At 64.1% G+C, this 18,802-nt stretch carries 20 protein-coding genes; 7 read left to right on the top strand and 13 right to left on the bottom strand.

Features of this window, described 5'->3' with window-relative positions; all coding sequences use genetic code 11:
* Positions 1-147 precede the first annotated feature (147 nt).
* Positions 148-1,341 carry a chorismate synthase gene (gene aroC / locus BCAL_RS09640; RefSeq protein ID WP_043164134.1) on the bottom strand — a complete coding sequence of 398 codons (1,194 nt, stop codon included), beginning with the start codon at positions 1,339-1,341 and terminating at the stop codon, positions 148-150.
* Positions 1,342-1,515: 174 nt separating this feature from the next.
* Between aroC and BCAL_RS09635 the strand changes: the two genes are divergently transcribed.
* Positions 1,516-1,974 (top strand): prepilin peptidase, encoded by a 459-nt coding sequence (locus BCAL_RS09635; RefSeq protein ID WP_043164136.1) that lies wholly within the window; start codon positions 1,516-1,518, stop codon positions 1,972-1,974.
* Between the two features lie 99 nt (positions 1,975-2,073).
* On the opposite strand, the gene mltG is transcribed toward BCAL_RS09635, so the two are convergent.
* The 8 genes from mltG to BCAL_RS09595 all read right to left on the bottom strand — a co-directional run bounded on the left by mltG (position 2,074) and on the right by BCAL_RS09595 (position 11,645).
* Positions 2,074-3,252 (bottom strand): endolytic transglycosylase MltG, encoded by a 1,179-nt coding sequence (gene mltG / locus BCAL_RS09630; RefSeq protein WP_043164138.1) that lies wholly within the window; start codon positions 3,250-3,252, stop codon positions 2,074-2,076.
* A 10-nt stretch (positions 3,253-3,262) separates the two neighbouring features.
* On the bottom strand, positions 3,263-3,718 hold the full coding sequence (ruvX, locus tag BCAL_RS09625) for a Holliday junction resolvase RuvX (protein ID WP_043164139.1): 456 nt from the start codon (positions 3,716-3,718) through the stop codon (positions 3,263-3,265).
* Positions 3,719-3,723: 5 nt separating this feature from the next.
* Positions 3,724-6,408 carry an alanine--tRNA ligase gene (alaS, locus tag BCAL_RS09620; RefSeq protein ID WP_043164141.1) on the bottom strand — a complete coding sequence of 895 codons (2,685 nt, stop codon included), beginning with the start codon at positions 6,406-6,408 and terminating at the stop codon, positions 3,724-3,726.
* Between the two features lie 176 nt (positions 6,409-6,584).
* A complete protein-coding gene (locus BCAL_RS09615; protein ID WP_043164143.1) occupies positions 6,585-6,821 on the bottom strand; it encodes a hypothetical protein in 237 nt (78 codons plus the stop codon).
* On the bottom strand, positions 6,821-7,204 hold the full coding sequence (locus tag BCAL_RS09610) for a DUF948 domain-containing protein (protein ID WP_043164146.1): 384 nt from the start codon (positions 7,202-7,204) through the stop codon (positions 6,821-6,823). The genes BCAL_RS09615 and BCAL_RS09610 overlap by 1 nt, the downstream gene beginning before the upstream one ends.
* Before the next feature lie 36 nt (positions 7,205-7,240).
* Positions 7,241-7,915: a histidine phosphatase family protein gene (locus BCAL_RS09605; RefSeq protein WP_043164147.1), complete on the bottom strand. Its 675-nt coding sequence runs from the start codon at positions 7,913-7,915 to the stop codon at positions 7,241-7,243.
* A gap of 136 nt (positions 7,916-8,051) precedes the next feature.
* Positions 8,052-8,678 (bottom strand): 30S ribosomal protein S4, encoded by a 627-nt coding sequence (gene rpsD, locus BCAL_RS09600; RefSeq protein ID WP_043164149.1) that lies wholly within the window; start codon positions 8,676-8,678, stop codon positions 8,052-8,054.
* Positions 8,679-8,912: 234 nt separating this feature from the next.
* Positions 8,913-11,645 (bottom strand): ATP-dependent helicase, encoded by a 2,733-nt coding sequence (locus BCAL_RS09595; protein ID WP_081887412.1) that lies wholly within the window; start codon positions 11,643-11,645, stop codon positions 8,913-8,915.
* A gap of 152 nt (positions 11,646-11,797) precedes the next feature.
* On the opposite strand from BCAL_RS09595, the gene BCAL_RS09590 reads away from it, so the two are divergent.
* Positions 11,798-12,379, top strand: a complete 582-nt coding sequence (locus BCAL_RS09590; RefSeq protein WP_043164152.1) for a xanthine phosphoribosyltransferase — start codon at positions 11,798-11,800, stop codon at positions 12,377-12,379.
* A gap of 175 nt (positions 12,380-12,554) precedes the next feature.
* Complete coding sequence (locus BCAL_RS09585) at positions 12,555-13,916, top strand: nucleobase:cation symporter-2 family protein (RefSeq protein WP_043164377.1); 1,362 nt, start codon at positions 12,555-12,557, stop codon at positions 13,914-13,916.
* A 620-nt stretch (positions 13,917-14,536) separates the two neighbouring features.
* Here the strand turns inward: BCAL_RS09585 and BCAL_RS12860 are convergent.
* The 3 genes from BCAL_RS12860 to BCAL_RS09570 form a co-directional block, all read right to left on the bottom strand.
* A complete protein-coding gene (locus tag BCAL_RS12860; protein ID WP_052118974.1) occupies positions 14,537-15,112 on the bottom strand; it encodes a DEAD/DEAH box helicase family protein in 576 nt (191 codons plus the stop codon).
* 85 nt (positions 15,113-15,197) lie between these two features.
* Positions 15,198-15,500 carry a hypothetical protein gene (locus BCAL_RS09575; RefSeq protein ID WP_043164154.1) on the bottom strand — a complete coding sequence of 101 codons (303 nt, stop codon included), beginning with the start codon at positions 15,498-15,500 and terminating at the stop codon, positions 15,198-15,200.
* A complete protein-coding gene (locus BCAL_RS09570; protein ID WP_043164156.1) occupies positions 15,491-15,742 on the bottom strand; it encodes a hypothetical protein in 252 nt (83 codons plus the stop codon). The genes BCAL_RS09575 and BCAL_RS09570 overlap by 10 nt, the downstream gene beginning before the upstream one ends.
* Before the next feature lie 205 nt (positions 15,743-15,947).
* On the opposite strand from BCAL_RS09570, the gene BCAL_RS09565 reads away from it, so the two are divergent.
* The 4 genes from BCAL_RS09565 (at position 15,948) to BCAL_RS09550 (ending at position 18,384) form a co-directional block, all read left to right on the top strand.
* Positions 15,948-16,202: a helix-turn-helix domain-containing protein gene (locus tag BCAL_RS09565; RefSeq protein ID WP_043164158.1), complete on the top strand. Its 255-nt coding sequence runs from the start codon at positions 15,948-15,950 to the stop codon at positions 16,200-16,202.
* 152 nt (positions 16,203-16,354) lie between these two features.
* On the top strand, positions 16,355-17,152 hold the full coding sequence (locus BCAL_RS09560) for an AIM24 family protein (protein ID WP_043164160.1): 798 nt from the start codon (positions 16,355-16,357) through the stop codon (positions 17,150-17,152).
* Positions 17,153-17,668: 516 nt separating this feature from the next.
* Complete coding sequence (locus tag BCAL_RS09555; RefSeq protein ID WP_238549683.1) at positions 17,669-18,163, top strand: DUF2975 domain-containing protein; 495 nt, start codon at positions 17,669-17,671, stop codon at positions 18,161-18,163.
* A gap of 2 nt (positions 18,164-18,165) precedes the next feature.
* The gene (locus BCAL_RS09550; protein ID WP_043164162.1) at positions 18,166-18,384 is read left to right on the top strand and encodes a helix-turn-helix domain-containing protein; all 219 of its coding nucleotides are present in this window, start codon (positions 18,166-18,168) and stop codon (positions 18,382-18,384) included.
* A 23-nt stretch (positions 18,385-18,407) separates the two neighbouring features.
* Here BCAL_RS09550 and BCAL_RS09545 read toward each other — a convergent pair.
* On the bottom strand, positions 18,408-18,802 hold a 395-nt coding region (locus BCAL_RS09545; protein ID WP_043260101.1), incomplete at its 5' end, for a DUF1846 family C-terminal domain-containing protein.

The raw sequence follows: 18,802 nt of genomic DNA, 5'->3' as shown, positions 1-18,802 counted from the left end.
CTCTGGCCGTCCTATGACGCCTGATACGCGGGTTGCGGGACGCGCCGCCTGAGGCGCGGGATGACCGGGAGGCGCGATTGCGGCGACCGCGTCCGTTGCCGTTGCGTTCGCCGCCGTCGTGTTCGTTGTGATTACGGTTCATATGGTTCAACGCATGTGCTCCGGCCAGGAGGCGAGGTAGTTCTCGCAGTTGCGACGCGTCTCCTCAAGGGAGTCGCCGCCGAACTTCTCGAGCGCGTACTTGGCAAGGGTCAGACGCACCATCGCCTCCGCCACGACGGACGCCGCGGGCACGGCGGTGGAGTCGGAACGCTGGTTGATGGCGGAGGCGGCCTCGCCGTTGGTGACGTCCACGGTCCTCAACGCACGCGGAATGGAGGGGATCGGCTTCATCGCGGCGCGCACACGGATCGGCTGGCCGTTGGACATGCCGCCCTCGATGCCGCCCGCACGGTTGGTGAGCCGGGTGATGTGACCGTCCTCGCCGGGCACCATCTCGTCATGCGCGGCGGAGCCGGGGCGCACGGCCTCGAGGAAGCCGTCGCCGATCTCCACGCCCTTGATGGCCTGGATGCCCATGACGGCGGAGGCGAGGGCCGCGTCGAGGCGACGGTCGGACTCCACGTAGGTGCCGATACCGGCGGGCACGCCGTAGGCGATGACCTCGATGACGCCGCCGACGGTGTCGGCGTTGGCCTTGATCTCGTCGATGCGCCTGATCATGCGCTCCTCGGCGGCCTTGTCGAGCGTGCGCACCGGCGAGGCGTCGAGCGCGGCGACATCATCCGGCGTGGGCAGCGGCGCATTGTCGGCGTCCTCGACGCCGGCGCCGCCGATGGAGATCACATGGGCGACGGTGCGGATGCCGAACGCCTGCTCGAGGAACTTCGCCGCCACGGCGCCGAGCGCGACGCGCGACGCGGTCTCGCGGGCGCTGGAACGCTCGAGCACCGGGCGAGCGTCGTCGAAGCCGTACTTGCGCATGCCGGTCAGATCGGCGTGGCCGGGGCGCGGGCGGGTCAGCGGCGCATTGCGGCCCTCACGGGGAATGTCGTGGTCCAGCGGATCGGCGCTCATGACCTCGGTCCACTTGGGCCATTCCGTGTTGGCGATCTCGATGGCGATCGGGCCGCCGAGCGTGGAACCGTGGCGGACACCGGTGAGCAGACGCACCTTGTCCTGTTCGAACTTCATGCGGGCGCCGCGGCCGTAGCCGAGACGACGGCGTGCCAGCGCATCCACCACATCGCCGCTGGTCACCTCCACGCCCGCGGGCAGGCCCTCGATCATGGCGACCAACGCCTCTCCGTGCGACTCCCCCGCCGTCTGCCAACGCAACATATCTGCTTTCTCCTCCCATTGATGGGTTGTCACGGCTGTTCACGAATCACCGGGATGGCCGTACACGAACCGACACGCCTTGCGAAACGGCTTTACGCCCATAGCGTGACGAAACGCATGCAACTGCGGGACCGCGAGCCGTTGTGCGTGTTCACTAGGGGTTAATGTTAAAACATGCCGTACCTGTATTGTTTACCGAGTCTCATTTGCGCCGTCGCCCTGAGCATCGAGGACGTGCGCAGACGCCGTGTGCCACGCGCATGGGTGGCGGCGTTCTCCGTCATGCAGCTGGTGGCCGATCTGGTGTGGGCGGGGATGGCGAACCAGTTCTTCATCGTGCTGCAGGCGTTGCTGTTCGCGCTGCTGTGCGCGTTCGTCCAGCTGATGCTGGCTCTGGTGAAGCCTGGCGCCCTCGGCCTTGGGGATGTGACCGCGATGCTGCCGCTGGGGCTTGCGGTGGGCATGTACGGCTTGGAGAGCGTCATCGTCTGGTGGGTGGCGATGAGCCTGTTCGGGCTTGCATGGGTGATGTTCTGGACCAGATTCGACCCGCAGCGTCACACCGAGTATCGGGGAAGGACACCGTTCGTGCCCGCCATCGCGGTTGGCGCGATCGCCGCGGTGCTGATCTGAACCGGACCCGCTTATGAAAACGGCTCCCCTGTAAAGGGGAGCCGGGGATGACTCAGGAACGGCTGGGACGCCTGGTGACATCTGGTGATGTCCGAGGGATCAGTTCGCGTCCTTGTTGGTGGTCTTGTACTCCTGGACGAACTTCTGGAACTCCTGCTCGTTGTCGGTGAACTTCGTCTCTCCGGATTCGAGGTTGGTGGTCACGAAGTACAGCCAGTTGCCGTCCTCGGGGCTGATGGCGGCCTTGATCGCGTTGTCTCCCGGGTTGGAGATCGGCGTGGGCGGCAGTCCCTTGTTGACTCGCGTGTTGTACGGGTTGGACTTGTCCGCGAGCTGCGCGTTGGTGAGCTTGTTCGCGGTGGTGCCGAGACCGTAGGCAACGGTCGTGTCCATGCCGAGCGGCATGTCCTTGGCGAGCCTGTTGAGGATCACGCGGGTGACCTTGCCGTAGTAGTCCTGCGAGTTGACCTCGGATTCGGCGATGGATGCGATGATGAGCAGACGTTCGCGCTCGTCGCCGGTGGGGGCGTCGAGCGAGTCGAGCTTCGCGATGCGCCTGTCGACCATCATTTTGAGGATGTCGGACGCGGACTTCTTGGACTTCACGTCATACTGTCCCGGTTCGAGCCATCCCTCGAACTTGCCCTTCGCCTCGGCGGGCAGGATGCCGTCTCCCCCGTCGTCGACGATGGATTGGAACTCGCTCTCGTCGATGCCGCTCAGTTGGGCCGCCGCCTTGATGACGTCGGAGACGCGATCGCCCGACTTGACGTCGAGGAAGCCCGTGGCCTTCGTCTGGTCGGAGAGGATGGCCACGGCGTCGGCCGATCGCATGTGCCTCTTGAGCTGGAACGTGCCCGGGTAGAGCGTCGCCGAGTTGGCGGAGACGGACGAGGCGAACGCCTCCGCCGACTTGACGACCTCGGCCTTGACCAGACGCTTGCCCACGGAGACGGAATCCTCGCCCTGCTCGATCGTGAACATGACCGAACCGGTGCCGGGACCCGGATAGTCCTGCGAGACGCGGTCGTTGTAGTCGTTGACCGCTCGGATCGCGGCGATGCGACGATAACCGAAGAAGCAGCCTGCTGCGACCAGAGCGATGACGATGGCCACGACGATGGCCACGACGACGTTCTTACGACGGTGGGTCTTGCGCCGCTTGCGCATTTCCTTACGCGACTTCGGCGGACGAGGGGGCTCCGCTGCGGGAACCGCCGCATTGCCCGACACCCACTGTGTGTTCTCCTCGAAGAAATCGTTGAAGCTCTCGGCCATTACCTCTCCCCTAGTGCTCACTGCGATCCAACGCGGACTGCAATATCACGACCGCGGACTGCTGGTCGACTACAGGCCTATGCTTCCTGCCTGCGATATTCGCGTCATGCAACTGACGATGCGCGCTGACCGTGGTCAGGCGTTCGTCGATCAATTCTATCTCAGGTACGGTTTCCAGTTCGATCTCCCCGTCCTCCATCAGCAGTTCGATGCGTTTGACGAGGTTCGAAGCCCACCTGCGCGCCTTCTTGGCGCTCTTTCCTTCAGTGCCGTCCAGCAGCAACGGCAGTCCGACGATGACACGATCGATGTGCTCGTCTTCGATGATATCGATAACATCATCAAGCGCACGGAACGAGTCCCCGTACACCTGGATGTTGCCGATGGGATGTGCCAAGGTGAGCTCCGGGTCGGACAATGCGAGTCCGACCCGGGCGTCACCCAAATCAATGCCAAGCCAGGTCAAACGGCTCAGCCCTTCAGCGCCTCGCGTTCGAGAGCGGAAACCGCCTCATCGAGCTTCGACGCGTCGGCGCCGCCACCCTGGGCGAAGTCCGGCTTGCCGCCGCCACCGCCGCCGAGGATCTTGGATGCGCCGCGAACGAGGTCGCCGGCCTTGATGCCGAGCTTGCGAGCCGCCTCGTTGGTGGCGACGGCGACCATCGGCTTGTCGTCGGCGCTGACGCCGGCCAGAGCCACGACCACCGGGGACTCCTCGCCGAGACGGGAGCGCACGTCGAGCACGGTCTTGCGCAGGGCGTCGAACGAACCGAAGTGGCCGACGTTCTTCGCGGCGACCTTCACCGGAGCCGTGGAGGCCTCGGCGTTCCTGACGAGCTCCGGAATGGCGGCGGACAGCTGGCCCTCGTACATGGCGGCGAGCCTGCGGTCCGACTCCTTGAGCTTGGCGAGCAGCGCGTTGACGCGCTCGGCCAGCTCGTCCGGACGGGCATTGAGCTTGTCGCTCAGCTGGGAGACCAGCGCGTGCTCGCGGGCGTTGAACTCGTAGGCGCCGGCGCCCACCACGGCATCGACGCGGCGCACGCCGGAGCCGATGGAGGATTCGGACATGATGTTGATCGCGCCGATCTTGCCGACGTGGTCGACATGGGTGCCGCCGCACAGCTCGCGGCTCCAGCCGTCCTCGCCGATGGACACGACGCGCACGATGTCGCCGTACTTCTCGCCGAACAGGTGCATGGCGCCGAGGGCGATGGCGTCGTCGAACTTCATCTCCTTGGTGGTGACGGCGAGGTTGTCGCGCAGACGGTCGTTGACACGCTCCTCGACGGCGCTCATGACCTGCTTGGTCGGGGCGCTGGACCACTGGAAGTCGAAGCGCAGACGGTTCGGGGCGTCCTCGGAGCCGCGCTGGGTGGCCTGCGGGCCGAGCTCCTCGCGCAGCGCCTTGTGCACCATGTGCGTGGCGGTGTGCGAGCGGGCGATGGCGCCGCGGCGGGCCAGATCGATGCTGGCGTTGACCTGTGTGCCGACGACCAGCGTGCCCTCGGTCAGACGGCACTGGTGGACGATGAGATCCTTGATCGGCTTCTGCACGTCGTCGACCTCGAGCACCGCGCCGTCGTCGGACAGGATCTCGCCCTGATCGGCGAGCTGGCCGCCGGCCTCCGCGTAGAACGGGGTGCGGTCGAGGATGACCTCGATGTTGGCCGGACCGGTGACGGCCGGCACGGAGCCCTTGCCCTCCTGCATGATGCCGAGCACGGTGGCGCGCGCGGACATGTCGGTGTAGCCGAGGAAGTCGATCGGCTTGGCGAGGGTCTTCTTGAAATCGTCGTAGACGGACAGGTCCACGTTGTGGCGCTTCTTGAGCGCGTCGGCGCGGGCGCGGTTCTTCTGCTCGGCCATCAGCTCGCGGAACTTGGCCTCGTCGACCTTGACGCCCTGGTCGGCGGCCATCTCGAGGGTCAGCTCGATCGGGAAGCCGTAGGTGTCGTGCAGCTTGAACGCGTCGTCGCCGGAGACGACGGCGTTGGCGCCGGACTCCTGCTTGGCCTTGTTCACGGCCACGTCGAGGATGTCGATGCCGGCGGACAGGGTGCGGCGGAACGCGTCCTCCTCGCCGTACGCGGACTCGGACACCTCGTGGAAGGTGTCGTTGAGCTCCGGGTAGCTGGGCTCCATCGCGGCCTTGGAGGTCGGGAAGAGGGTCGGCAGGACCGCATCCTCGACGCCGAGCACGCGCATGGCCTCGATGGTGCGGCGCAGCAGACGGCGCAGCACGTAGCCGCGGCCGTTGTTGGACGGGCGCACGCCGTCGGACATGATCATCAGGGCGGAGCGCACGTGATCGGCCACGACGCGGAACTTGACGTCCATCGCCTCGTCCTCGCCGTACTTGCGGCCCGAAAGCTGCTCCGCGGCCTGGATGACCGGGTAGACCTCGTCGGTCTCGTAGATGTTGCCCTTGCCCTGCATCAGGTAGGCGAGGCGCTCGAGACCGGCACCGGTATCGATGTTCTTGTGCTCGAGCTCGCCGACGATGTGCAGGTCCGTCTTGGACTTGACGTTGTCGACCTCGTAGTTCTCGAAGACCAGATCCCAGATCTCGATGTAGCGGTTCTCATCGGCGATCGGGCCGCCCTCCTTGCCGAAGGCCGGACCGCGGTCGACATAGATCTCGGAGCACGGGCCGCCGGGGCCGGGACCGCCGGTGGTCCAGAAGTTGTCCTCCATGCCCATGATCTGGATGTGCTCGGGGTCGACGCCCTCGTTCTTCCACATCGAGCGGGCTTCCTCGTCGTCGGTGAAGGTGGTCATCCACAGCTTCTCCGGGTCGAAGCCGTAACCGCCCTTGTCCTGCGGGGTGGTCAGCAGCTCGTACGCGTAGTGGATCGCCTCCTCCTTGAAGTAGTCGCCGAAGGAGAAGTTGCCGAGCATCTGGAAGAAGGTGCCGTGACGGGTGGTCTTGCCGACCTCGTCGATGTCGAGCGTGCGTACGCACTTCTGATTGGAGGCCATACGGTGCTTCGGCGGGGTCTGCTCGCCCATCAGGTACGGGATGAACGGCACCATGCCGGCGATGGTGAACAGCGTGGTCGGGTTCGGCGAAATCAGCGACGCCGACGGTACGACCAGATGGTCGTGCGCGGCGAAGTAGTCGAGATAGCGCTTCGCGATTTCTGAGGTGCGCATAAGCGGTTGGAACTCCTTGTGTGTGTTTGCGGGCATGGTGAAGCCCTGGAAAGACTGTGATATGCGATTATCGATGGATGTCGGCGACCGGATGATCATTCCTCGGCCGATCCGTCACCGCGGGACATGGGATCGGGGCTACCGGCTCCGTGCCCGTGCGTTCGACCCGTCCCCGTCTAGTGGACGTCCTTCGAATACCGCTCGTTGAGCTCATGCTCACGGGCCTTGCGCGCGGTATTGAACTCATCGAACAGGCCGGCGAGCGTCCTGACGGTGACATTGTCCTGATCGGGGCCGAGCAGGAACTGACGCGCGGCGTCGGGGGTGTTGGCCTTGACGTAGGCCTGGGCCTTGGAGACGGCGATCACGCCGAGACCGAAGCCGAGACCGACCCAGAAGATGCGCTTGAACATCACTTCTCCTCCTGCTTCGCCGCGGGCTTGCCCTCGGCGAGGAAGGAAGCGGCGGTGGACTTCAGGGCGTATGCGGCCGACGCGATCTTGATCACCGGCTTGCCGAGGAACGAACCGTACAGGTCGGTCAGTGCGCCGACGTTGTTGGCGGTGGTCGACGCGGCCGCCGAGATCTTGTTGACGTCCTCGAGCGACTTGTTGACCTGCTTGACGGTGGTGACTCCCTCATCGAGCGCGGGGATGGCGTGATCGCCGGATTCCTTGACGGTCGCGGCGATCTGGTCGAACAGCTTGCCCAGACGGATCAGCGGATAGATCATGAACCCGGCGAGCACGGCGAACGCGATGGCGGCCACCAATCCGGCGATCTCTCCAACTCCCATAAAGCCTCCTATGTCACAGTTACTCGCAATAGGGTATCACTTGCCGTACGACACGATGGTGATCGCCTCGGCAAACGGCTTGGACGTATCGAAGTCGATGTCGGTGACGGAGCCGTTCCTCGGCCTCTCGCTCAGATCGAGATCGCTGCCGCCGAATCGGTGTCCGAGGCTGAGCAGCGTGTTGCCGTGCGAGATCTGGAGCACGTCGTCGCCGTCCCTGAGATCGGGATTGGCGGCGATGAGCGCGAACGCGCCCTCGACGCGGGTCCAGTACTCCTCATCCGATTCCGCATCGTGGAACGGGTCGGCCTCCTTGAGAAAGTCGCGGGTGGCGGCGAGGCCGAACTTCTCGACGATCTCGTTGTAGTTCCTCGCGCCGTGGGGTCCGCCGGCGGCGGTCCATGCCAGGGACATGTCCTGCCCCTCGAAGTAGCCGTAGCACTGCTCGCGGAAGTGCATGTCGGAGATCAGCGCGGGGCGTGTGTGGCCTGCGGCCTCGTTGATGTCGAGGATGCGCGCGGCGGTGATCTGGGCGCGCGAGGTGTCCGAGCAGTATGCGGCGGCGAAGTCGTAGTGCTCGAGTCGATGTCCGGCCTTGTCGGCGTCGGCGAGGCCTGCTTCGGTCAACGGCGCGTTGCACCATCCCTGAAGCCTGTTGTAGCGGTTGAACGTGGTCTGTCCGTGGCGGACCAGATGCAGGTGGAGGATCATGGGTCCACTCTACCGCCGCCGCGACGGCGGCGCGAGTCCGTGCTCCCCCATAACGCGGGAACCCCGCGTCCCAGACGGGAGCGCGGGGTTCGGGCGGTATGTCCTTGACTGTAATGGATACAGAAGTGGGCCCGGATCAGCGGGCGTAGAACTCGACCACGTACTGGATGTTGACCTGCACCGGGATCTGATCGACCTCCGGCTTGCGGGTCAGGGTGGCCTTGAGGGACGGCAGGTTCACATCGAGGTAGCCGGGGACCGCGGGCAGCACATCACGGTGCACGCCTTCGGCGGCGATCTGGAACGGAACCATGGTCTGGCTCTTCGGCTTGACCTGGATGGTCTGGCCGGGCTTGACGCGGTAGGACGGACGGTTGACGATGTTGCCGTCCACGAGGATGTGGCGGTGGGTCACGAACTGACGGGCCTGGGCGGTGGTGCGGGCGAAGCCGGAACGCAGGACCAGGTTGTCGAGACGGACCTCGAGGTCGGCCAGCATGGCGTTACCGGTCTGGCCCGGAACGTGGGTGGCCTGCTCGTAGGCGCGACGCAGCTGCTTCTCGGACACGCCGTACTGGGCGCGCAGACGCTGCTTCTCGCGCAGACGCACGGCGTAATCGGACTCGGTGCGACGGCGAGTGCGGCCGTGCTCACCCGGGGCGTACGGGCGCTTCTCGAAGATGCGCTGGGCCTTCGGGGTCAGGGCGATGCCGAGGGCGCGGGAAAGGCGCACCTGACGGCGGGAACGCTGAACGTTCGTCATGATTATTCCTTTATCTTTCTGTCGTTATCTGAACGGAACGTGGGTGGCCTTGTTGGCCTTCCACGCTGAGTCGGGCCTCTCCAACGCTTCGTCGTGATCGCTCACGAGCGGCCTGTTTTCCTTGGGAAGCTCCCAAGCGGCAAGCCGCCGACCCGTTGATGGGCTAAGACTCCAGACGTATCCGCCTTGCGGCAGACACAAACGTCTAATATACACCCGAGGTGCGGACAGACTTCAGAGCTTCTCGATCGGCGCGTTCTTGAGCGACAGGCGCTTGACCCCGTCGGAGCCGAAGTCGACGGTGATGACCGGCCTCGGACCCGCGGCCTGGATGTCAATGATCTTGCCCATGCCGAAGCGATCGTGGGTGATGCGATCGCCGATCGCGAAATCGGCGATGTCGAGTCCGTTGTCGTGCATGCCCTGCGAAGCCGTCGATGCGGCGGAGGCCTTCGGCGTGACGCGGCGGGTCGAGACCTTGCCGGATCGCCCGGTCGAGGAGGACGACCCATAGGACGACGATCCGTAGGATCGGGACGAACGGGACGACGAACCGGAACGGGATGAGGATGAGGAACCGTACGACGAACCCGACGAGCCGCCGTAGGTGGACGAACCGTAGGTCGAGGAGCCGTACGACGAGCCATATCGTCCTCCCCCGCGTGAACCGTAGGACGACGAGCCGTACGACGAGCCGGAAGAACCGTACGTGGATCCGCCGTACGACGAGCCATACGAGGACGACCCGTACGACCCCGAACCCCCGAAGGTCGGCCCGGAGGAGAAGTCGTCGTCCCAGCCGCCGAACTCGTCGTCGTCCCAGTTGGCGCGCATGCGCTCGACGTCGGATTCACGGCGTTTCCAGTCGATGAGCTCGTCGGGGATCTCGTCGAGGAACTGGCTGGGGAGCATCTCGGCGGCCTTGCCCCACTGGCTGCGCACGTCGGCGCGCGTGACGTAGAGACGGCACTTGGCGCGGGTGATGCCCACATAGGCGAGACGACGCTCCTCGGCCAGTTCGCTCGTGTCCTCGAGGGAGCGCGAATGCGGGAACGTGCCCTGTTCCATGCCGGTGAGGAACACCACCGGATATTCGAGGCCCTTGGCGGTGTGCAGGGTCATGAGCGTGACCTTGCCGGAGTCCTCCCCCTCGCCGGGCAGCTGGTCGGAGTCGGCAACGAGCGCCGTCGTCTCGAGGAACCCGCCCAGGGTGGCGTCGGGGGTCTTCTGCTCGAACTCGGCCGCCGTGGACTGCAGCTGGGAGAGGTTCTCGATGCGCGACTCGTCCTGCGGGTCGGCGGATTTGCGCAGCTCGTCGAGCAGTCCGGACTTGTCGAGCACCTCGGCGACGACGTCGCTGGGATGCGCGTCGTTGGCGCGCGCGAACGCGGACAGGCCGGCCATGAGATCGCGGAAGGCGTGCAGCTGGTTCAGCGTACGGGTGGGCATGCCTTCGATCTCGTCCATGTGCATGAGACCGTAGAAGAAGCTGCCGCCGTTGGCGCGCGCGTAGTCGAGGATGATGCCTTCGGCACGGGCGCCCAGGCCTCGCTTGGGCACGTTGAGGATGCGGCGCAGGTTCACGTCGTCGTCCGGGTTGACGATGGCCTGCAGGTAGGCCATCGCGTCCTTGATCTCGCGACGTTCGTAGAACCTGGTGCCGCCGACCAGCTGGTACGGCATCCCCGCGTTGATGAGCGCCTCCTCCAACGAGCGGGACTGCGCGTTGGCGCGGTACATGACCGCCATGTCCGAATAGGCGATGGACTCCTCGCTGTGGAGTCTGGCGATCTCGCCGGCGACCCACTGGGCCTCCTGCTGGGCGTTGTCTGCCGCATAGCCGACGATCGGCTCCCCCTTGCCGATGGCGGTCCACAGCTTCTTGGGCTTGCGTCCCTCGTTGTGGGAGATCACGGCGTTGGCGGCGTCGAGGATGGTCTGCGTGGAACGGTAGTTCTGTTCGAGCATGATGGTCTTCGCATCCGGGAAGTCCTGCTCGAAGTCCTGGATGTTGCGGATGTCGGCTCCGCGGAACGCGTAGATCGACTGGTCGGAATCGCCCACCACGGTGATCCACGCCGGATCCCGTCCGTCACGCGAGTCGACGCCGGCGAGTTCGCGCACGAGCACGTACTGCGCATGGTTGGTGTCCTGATACTCGTCGACGAGGATGTAGCGGAACTTGTGCCGGTAGTATTCGGCGGCCTGCGGATGCTCGCGCAGCAGTTCGACGGTGCGCACGATGAGATCGTCGAAGTCGACGGCGTTGGCGAGGGCGAGGCGATGCTCGTACTCGGCGTAGACGATCGCATACAGCTCCTCGACGTTGTCGAAGTTGCTGATCCGGTAGCCGCGCTGTCCGGGCTTGAAGTCGGGCGCGTAGGCCGCCAGCTGCGTGGAGACGGAGATGAGCTGGTTCTTGTAGTCGGAGATGCGTCCGAGGATCGAACGGGGCGTGTAGCGCTTGACGTCGATGTTGAACTCGGTGGCGATGATCTTGACGAGACGCTCGGAGTCGGCGGAGTCGTAGATCGAGAAGCCGCTCTTGAGCCCGATCTCCTTGCCGTCGCGCCTCAGGATCCTCACGCACGCCGAGTGGAAGGTCGACACCCACATGCGCTGGGCCACCGGTCCGATCAGCGTCTGGAGGCGCTCGCGCATCTCGGCGGCGGCCTTGTTGGTGAACGTGATGGCGAGGATCTGGCTGGGCCATGCGCCGAACTGGCTGAGGATCCACGCGATGCGACGGGTCAGCACGCGGGTCTTGCCGGAGCCGGCGCCCGCGCCGATCAGCAGCGCCGGCCCACGATACTGCACCGCCTGGGACTGCTGCGGGTTGAGATCCCCCACGAGCTCCTCGGCGCTTCTTGCGATGACATCCGGATCCTGTTGCACGCTGCTCCCCTGTCGTGTGAACTGTGAACGTATTGGCGAACCGTCTTGCCGTGGAATTTTTCGGCCATACATGTCTACCACATGGCATCGTCGGCCGGGATGGCGATGATTGTGTGGGAGGACGGCGCGAGGCGGATCGCACGGCTCAGCCGCGGCGGTCACCGACACGACGTAAACTGGCTGTTCAACCATTCGTTACCCGCCATTCGTCAAAAGGGGTTGTTTTGAAGGAACTTGAGGAACGCATCCGCAAGGAGGGCACGGTCAAGCCCGGCAATGTGTTGAAGGTGGACGCCTTTCTGAACCACCAGTGCGATGTGACGCTGTTCGATCACATGGGCGCGGCCTGGGCCGAGCACTTCGCCGGCAGGACCATCACGAAGATCCTCACCATCGAGGCCTCCGGCATCGGCATCGCATGCGTCGCGGCGCGCCACTTCAACGGCGTTCCGGTGGTGTTCGCGAAGAAGGCGCAGTCGATCAACCTCGACGGCGAGCAGTACACCACCACCGTCTATTCCTTCACCAAGCAGAAGGAGTTCCCGGTGATCGTCGCGAAGAAGTATCTCAGCGCCGGCGACCACGTCCTGCTCATCGACGACTTCCTCGCCAACGGCAAGGCGCTGCACGGACTCATCGACCTGTGCAAGGAGGCCGGAGCAGTGGTCGAGGGCATCGGCATCGCCGTCGAGAAGGGCTTCCAGGGCGGCGGCGACGCGCTGCGCGCCGAAGGCTACGACGTCGACTCGCTCGCCATCGTCGAGTCGATGGACGCCGAGACCGGCGAGATCACGTTCCGCGACTGATGTCCGTGCGGGCGCATCCGCATGTATTCCAAGGCTCCCCATCGGGGAGCCGTTTTCATGATGGTGTCGTAACCGATCAACATGTTGATTTGGGCAACCAAAACTGAACAACGTGTTGATTCTATATTGAGAGGAACCAATGGAAGAGCAGAAAGAGAAGAACACCGGCGCAAACATGGCCGGCAAGACCGACAAGGCAAGCAAGGCCGGCATCTCGATGGAGGCGCTGACCTCCCTTGACGCGCCGGTGTCGTTCTGGAAGGGCATCCCCTTCGGCCTGCAGCACGTGATGGCGATGTTCGTCGCGAACCTCGCCCCGATCTTCATCGTCGCCTCGGCCGCGAAGATGAGCGCCGCCCAGTCGGCCGCGGTCATCCAGGCCGGTCTGCTGGTGGCGGGCCTCGGCACCTGCCTGCAGCTGTACGGCGCGTGGCGCATCGGCTCGAAGCTGCCGATGGTCACCGGCATCTCGTTCACGTACGTGGCGGCCGCGGTCGCGATCTGCGCGGACAAGGGCTACGGCGCGGTCGTCGGCGCGGTGATCGTCGGCGGCCTTCTGGAGCTGGTGCTGGGCCTGACGGCGCAGTACTGGCGCAGGTTCGTGCCGCCGATCGTCTCCGCGATCGTCGTCACCTCGATCGGCTTCTCGCTGCTCAACGTGGGCGCCACCTCGTTCGGCGGCGGCTCCGGCGCGAAGGACTTCGGCTCGTGGCAGAACCTCACGCTCGGCCTGATCTCGCTGATCGCGTGCCTCGCGTTCCAGCTGCTCATGAAGGGCACCGCCAAGCAGCTGTCCGTGCTGTTCGGCCTCGTCGTCGGCTATGTGGCGGCGATCGCCATGGGCAAGGTCGACTTCTCCGGATTCCAGAACCTCGCGATCGTCTCCGTGCCGCAGTTCATGCCGTTCAAGCCGGAGTTCGATCCGGGCGCGATCATCTCGCTCGCCCTGCTCTACGTCGTCTCCTCGGTCGAGGTGCTCGGCGACACCGCCGCCCTGACCAAGGTGGGCCTCAACCGCCTGCCCACCGAGAAGGAGACCGCCGGCGCGATCGCGGGCGACGGTCTGATCTCCTCGGTGTCCGGCCTGTTCGGATGTCTGCCGCTGACCTCGTTCGCACAGAACATCGGACTCGTGGCGATGACCAAGGTCGTCAACCGCAAGGTGATCCTCTCCGGCGGTCTGATTCTCGTGGTGGCGAGCTTCGTGCCGGCCATCGCCGAGGTGTTCAACTCCCTGCCGCAGGCGGTGCTCGGCGGCTGCACGATCATGATGTTCGGCAACATCATCCTCTCCGGCTTCCAGATGATCGCCGAGGCGGGCTTCACGCAGCGCAACATCACGATCGCCGCGCTGAGCCTGACGATCGGCATCGGCTTCACGCAGGTGAGCGACATCTTCGACCAGTTCCCGGCCCTGTTCCAGCAGATCTTCGCCTCGAACTGCATCGCCGTCGCATTCGTCGTCGCCGTGGTGCTCAACGCCGTACTGCCGAGCGAGGACCACTTCCTCTCCGCTCCGAAGGAGCAGGAGGCGTAGGAAGCGCTTCCAACCTATTCAAGATACGGGGGCACCATTTGATGCCCCCATTTATTCAGTGTATTCAGTGTAGAGTTCAGCAAAAAGCAACGTTGCGACGACATAGCCGACATAACGAACGTGCATGTGTCCCGGCCACCGTACGATGTCGTCACGCCCTTCGCGACACGCCATGGACGTGGTAACGGAGGTGGTGCGGTATTTCAACGATTCCGAGCCATTCCACCGATCTGCCCGCTCTCCGTTATGGTCCATCTCGACCGTCTGCGAGGGACCCAGCGCAGCCGGGGTCGATTCCGGCTCTGAATCCCGCGAACCCGGGGGACTCAATGCGGTTCCCCGCGATGTTCGCGCTGAGTCCCGCAACAACACCCACCCACACCGGCACCAGACCAGAGATACTCAGCAGCGCCATCCAGGAACGGCGGAATTCCAATGATTCATAATCTACGACCGACAGATGACCGCAGGTACAGCGTCCGAGTCGCGGGACTCAACGACGAAACCACCCGCAACCATGCTGAGTCCCGCGAATCCGGGGGATTCAGCACAGCCACCCCGGTTTCTCGCACTGAATCCCCCGGAACCCCCACGCATCATCGTCGCGGGAACCTAACACCTCACCACGCAAACTGACGAAGACCCAAATCAAGCGAGAACTTCTGCGCGAGCTCGTCACGCCACTGCTCCGCCAGCCCGCCCGGACAGACGATCGCCACGCGCTCGGCGGCCGAACGCAACAGCATCTCCTTGACGTACAGGCCCGCCATGATGGTCTTGCCGGCACCCGGATCATCCGCCAGAAGGAAACGCAACGGCACCTTCGGCAGCATGTCCTCGTAGACCGCGCGGATCTGATGTGGCAGCGGGTCGATGTCCGACGAATAGACCGCGGCCATCGGGTCGTACAACGCCGCGTACCTGATGCGCAGCGCCTCCGCCGCTAGACGGAACTCATCGGGATCCGCGTCGAACCGCTGGCCTCCGTCCTCGGCATGGACGACGCTCAATCGGGCGACCGCGGCCGCGTCGATGATCTCCTGACCCGTCTCGCCATCGGCGGTCGTGTAGAACAGGCTGACCGCGGCATCCCCCACCGGCATGACGGCGACGATGGTCGCGGCCTTGCCCGGCACCAGACCGAGGAGCGCTATGTTCGGCTTCAGATCACCAAGAGCCAGCGGTTCTTGTTCCATGACGGTTCCCTTTCTCGCATCTTGCTTATGGATGTCAGGTCATCCGCACGACTACGCTATTGCCGTTACGGCAATAGCGTAGTCATCACACTTCGGCGAGCGCCTTGTCGAGCAAGGCCCGCACCGCCGCGCTGCGGGTCATGTGATGATTGCGCATGTACCGTTCCAGTTTGGCGTCGCGCTCATCATCCAAACGTACGCGGATCACGTTGGAAGCAGGCGTCAATCCCACCGCCAACGGGCGCCCCGGCGTCCTGCGCATGGCTTCTTCGATCTGCTCGTCGGTATACCCGCGTTCGGCCTCCTCCGCGTCGGCTTGCAGCATGGCGGCCTCCTCGGCCGGCAGATCGTCATATGAAAGCATGGTGTAATCATGTGTCATGTCCATTGTCTTCCTCCTTCTATGAGCTTTACATATTTGGTCCGCATGCGCATCGCATGAAGCAATGCGGGTCCTCTCGACGTGTCGACCACGATGACCTCCAGCGGTATCCCGTCCGGCGATATGCCGAGATACAACACCTTCAGTGGCTCCTCGCGCATCATCAGCTCGCGTATCGGATGCGTTACGACATACATGGCATCGTCCGGTTCGATGCCGTGTTTGAGTGCCGAGGGCAATATATTCATATCATTATTGTGCCACAAAATACGAAGGGGATCAATCCTTGAAGCTTTACAGCGCACATATCCAGCGCGCAAGGAGTACGCACCATCACACATTCCGGATTCATGAAGTATCATCGACGATACAATCCAAATTTGCAACGTCCACGGACGTCATCGCCCGACGGCCGAATACCGTGACGGATACAACCTAAGGAGGACGCGGCATATGGCCACAACCACCGACAGCACGGCAACCAAGGAACGCATCTATCCCGAGGTGGGGGCGGCGCTGCTTCAGGCGCGCAAGGAGTGCGGGATGACCCAGCAGCAGCTGGCCGACGCCACAGGGGTCTCGCGCATCACGATCCAGCGCATCGAGCAGGCGCACATCAACCCATCGTTCCGCTCGCTCGAGGCGCTCGCCCACGGCATGGGCCGCAGGCTCACCATCAGCTTCGACCCGCTCGACGAACAGAATTGACGCCGGTTCGAACTCAGCCGGATCGAGTTGTCGACATGCCTCCGGAGTTGTCCACAGGCGTCCACAGGTCGCTACGCGGTTCACGAGACTGACAGTATGTTGGGAGGCATCGGGCTGGAACCGCCAACCACCATCAGACAAGGGAGTAAACCGTGAGGATCTACAATTTCACCGACAATGACGACGTCGATATCGTCGCGCGGCAGGGCGCGTTTCAGGTCATCGAATGGAAGCGGGATCTGTCCGTGGACTACGGCGGCGCGGCGGCCGCCTACTTCGCATCCGAGATGAACGTGCGCCGCCGGCAGGTGGTGTGCACGCTCGATGGGAAGACGGGCATCACCGTGCAGGCCGGTGCCATGCAATGGCAGGCCGGACACATTCAGGCCACCACCGGGTTGAAGGGAGTGGGCGATTTCCTCGGCAAGATGGCGCGCGGCGCCGTCACCAAGGAGTCCGCGATCAAACCCGAGTATCAGGGCGTCGGCGTGCTGGTGCTCGAGCCGACGTACCGGCATATCCTGCTTATCGACCCGATGCAGATGGGTGGATCCATGACCGTCAACGACGGCCTGTTCTACGCATGCGAGTCGACGGTGCAGCAGAGGGCGGTGATGGTCTCCCGTCCGAGCGCGATGGTCGCCGGCGGCGAGGGACTGTTCAACCTTGCTCTCCAGGGGCAGGGCACGGTCGCGCTGGAATCCCCCGTCCCCGCGTCGGAGCTCGTCACCATCGATCTGGAGGACGATGAGCTGAAGATCGACGGCAACTTCGCCATCGCATGGACCACCGGACTCCAGTTCACGGTGGAACGGTCCGGCAAGACGCTGATCGGCTCGGCCGCGAGCGGCGAGGGGCTGGTGAATGTATACCGAGGATCCGGTCGCGTGTTGCTCGCGCCGGTGGCCTCCCCTACCTTCAATCCGAACGCCGGCACTGGCACGGCGTGAGGACACGGGAATCGGACGGTTCCATTCCATACGTATTCCGTGGCCATCCTGCATGAAGCCTCGTTCCCCGTACGCTGACGTCCGCCCAGCATACGGGGAACGGGGCTTCGTCGATGATGTCCCCCGTTTTCGTACGCTACGGAACGGTAGGCATACGAAAACAGGGGGTAGGAGCCGGATAGCCACAGGGAACGTATACCTAGAAAGCCTCAGCGTACGCGGATGGGGAATAGGGTCGCCCGAGCCACGAGGAGCGTACGCCGCGACACGCATGAGGGCGGGTGCGAGGACAGTCGCGGCCGCATCCGCCCGATCGGCCCCCGATCGGCCCCGGTCCGATCCATCCGAATATGGTCGAACCCGGTCAAACACATCCGATCTCGGTGGAGTCCAGGCATATCCGGCCGATAGGTTGCTGCTCATATCGTTTTTCAATATAATTATGTTGAAAAACAAAAATGGATGACTAAGAACCGGGAGGGGTTGCCGATCATGCAACGGTATATGAATCGGTGGGTGCTGGACGTACTGAAGGGGATCGTCGTGCTCATCTGGATCGGATGTCTGTGGGGACAGGCCGTCGTCGTGCCCACGCTGTCGCAGGCGGTGGGAGACCTCTTCTATCCGCAGAATCAGGCGGCGATGCGATGGCCGTATCTGATCGCGGGCGAGCTGTTCCTGCTGTGCGTCGAGATCGCGTTCGGCGCGGTCTGGCGGCTGCTCACACTGTCCGGTTCGGGACGCGTGTTCACCGCCAAGGCCCTGACCTGCGTGAACTGGGTGATCGGATGCGCTGCCGCCGCCACGGCGCTGACTCTCCTCGTGCTCGTAGTGTTCCTCATCTCGGGCTGGAACGATCCCGTCATCGAGACGATGGATTACTACGCCGTCGCGTTCATGCTCGGAGTCGTCCTCATCGCCGAAATAGGATTCGATCTGCTGATGACGGTGATGAGAGGACTGCTCAGAGCCGCAACCGACCAGTCCGACGAACTGGAGCAGGTGATCTGAGCATGTCCATCCGTATCAATTTGGACGTCATGATGGCCAAACGCAGAATCGGTGTCGGCGAGCTCGCCGAACGCATCGGCATCACTCCGGCGAACCTGTCGATCCTCAAGAACGAACGCGCCAAGGCGGTGCGATTCACCACTCTCGACGCGATCTGCCGCGAACTCGACTGCCAGCCAGGCGACATCCTCGAATGGGTTGACGACGGGGATCGTCAATAGACAGAGGGGGCCGAAACCTATGGTTACTTGTGGTAGAGGCTGACGCGCTCGTACTTGGGCTCGCAGGAGACGTTGATGCCGAGCTTGCGGTAGAGCGCCTCGTCGGCCGCCGAGATGATGACCGAGAAGAACGCGTCGCAGCCGCGCAGGCGCTCAAGGCCTGCGATCACACGGGCCGCGGTCTCATCCGTCGAACTCGTGATGGACAGTGCGATCAGCGTCTCATCGGAATGCAGTCGACGGTTCACGCTGTTGAGATGCTCGGTCTTCAATCGGCAGATCGGCTCGATCGCCTTGTCGTCGATCACCAGCAGATCGTCGTCCACGCCGGTGACGGCCTTGAGCGCGTTCATCAGCAGTGCGCTCGCCGCGCCGAGCAGCGTGCCGGTCCTGCCTGTGACGACCCTGCCGTCGGGCA

It is taken from the genome of Bifidobacterium callitrichos DSM 23973 (assembly GCF_000741175.1).
GTDB lineage: Bacteria > Actinomycetota > Actinomycetes > Actinomycetales > Bifidobacteriaceae > Bifidobacterium > Bifidobacterium callitrichos.
This window is presented reverse-complemented; position numbering and strand designations above follow the sequence as displayed.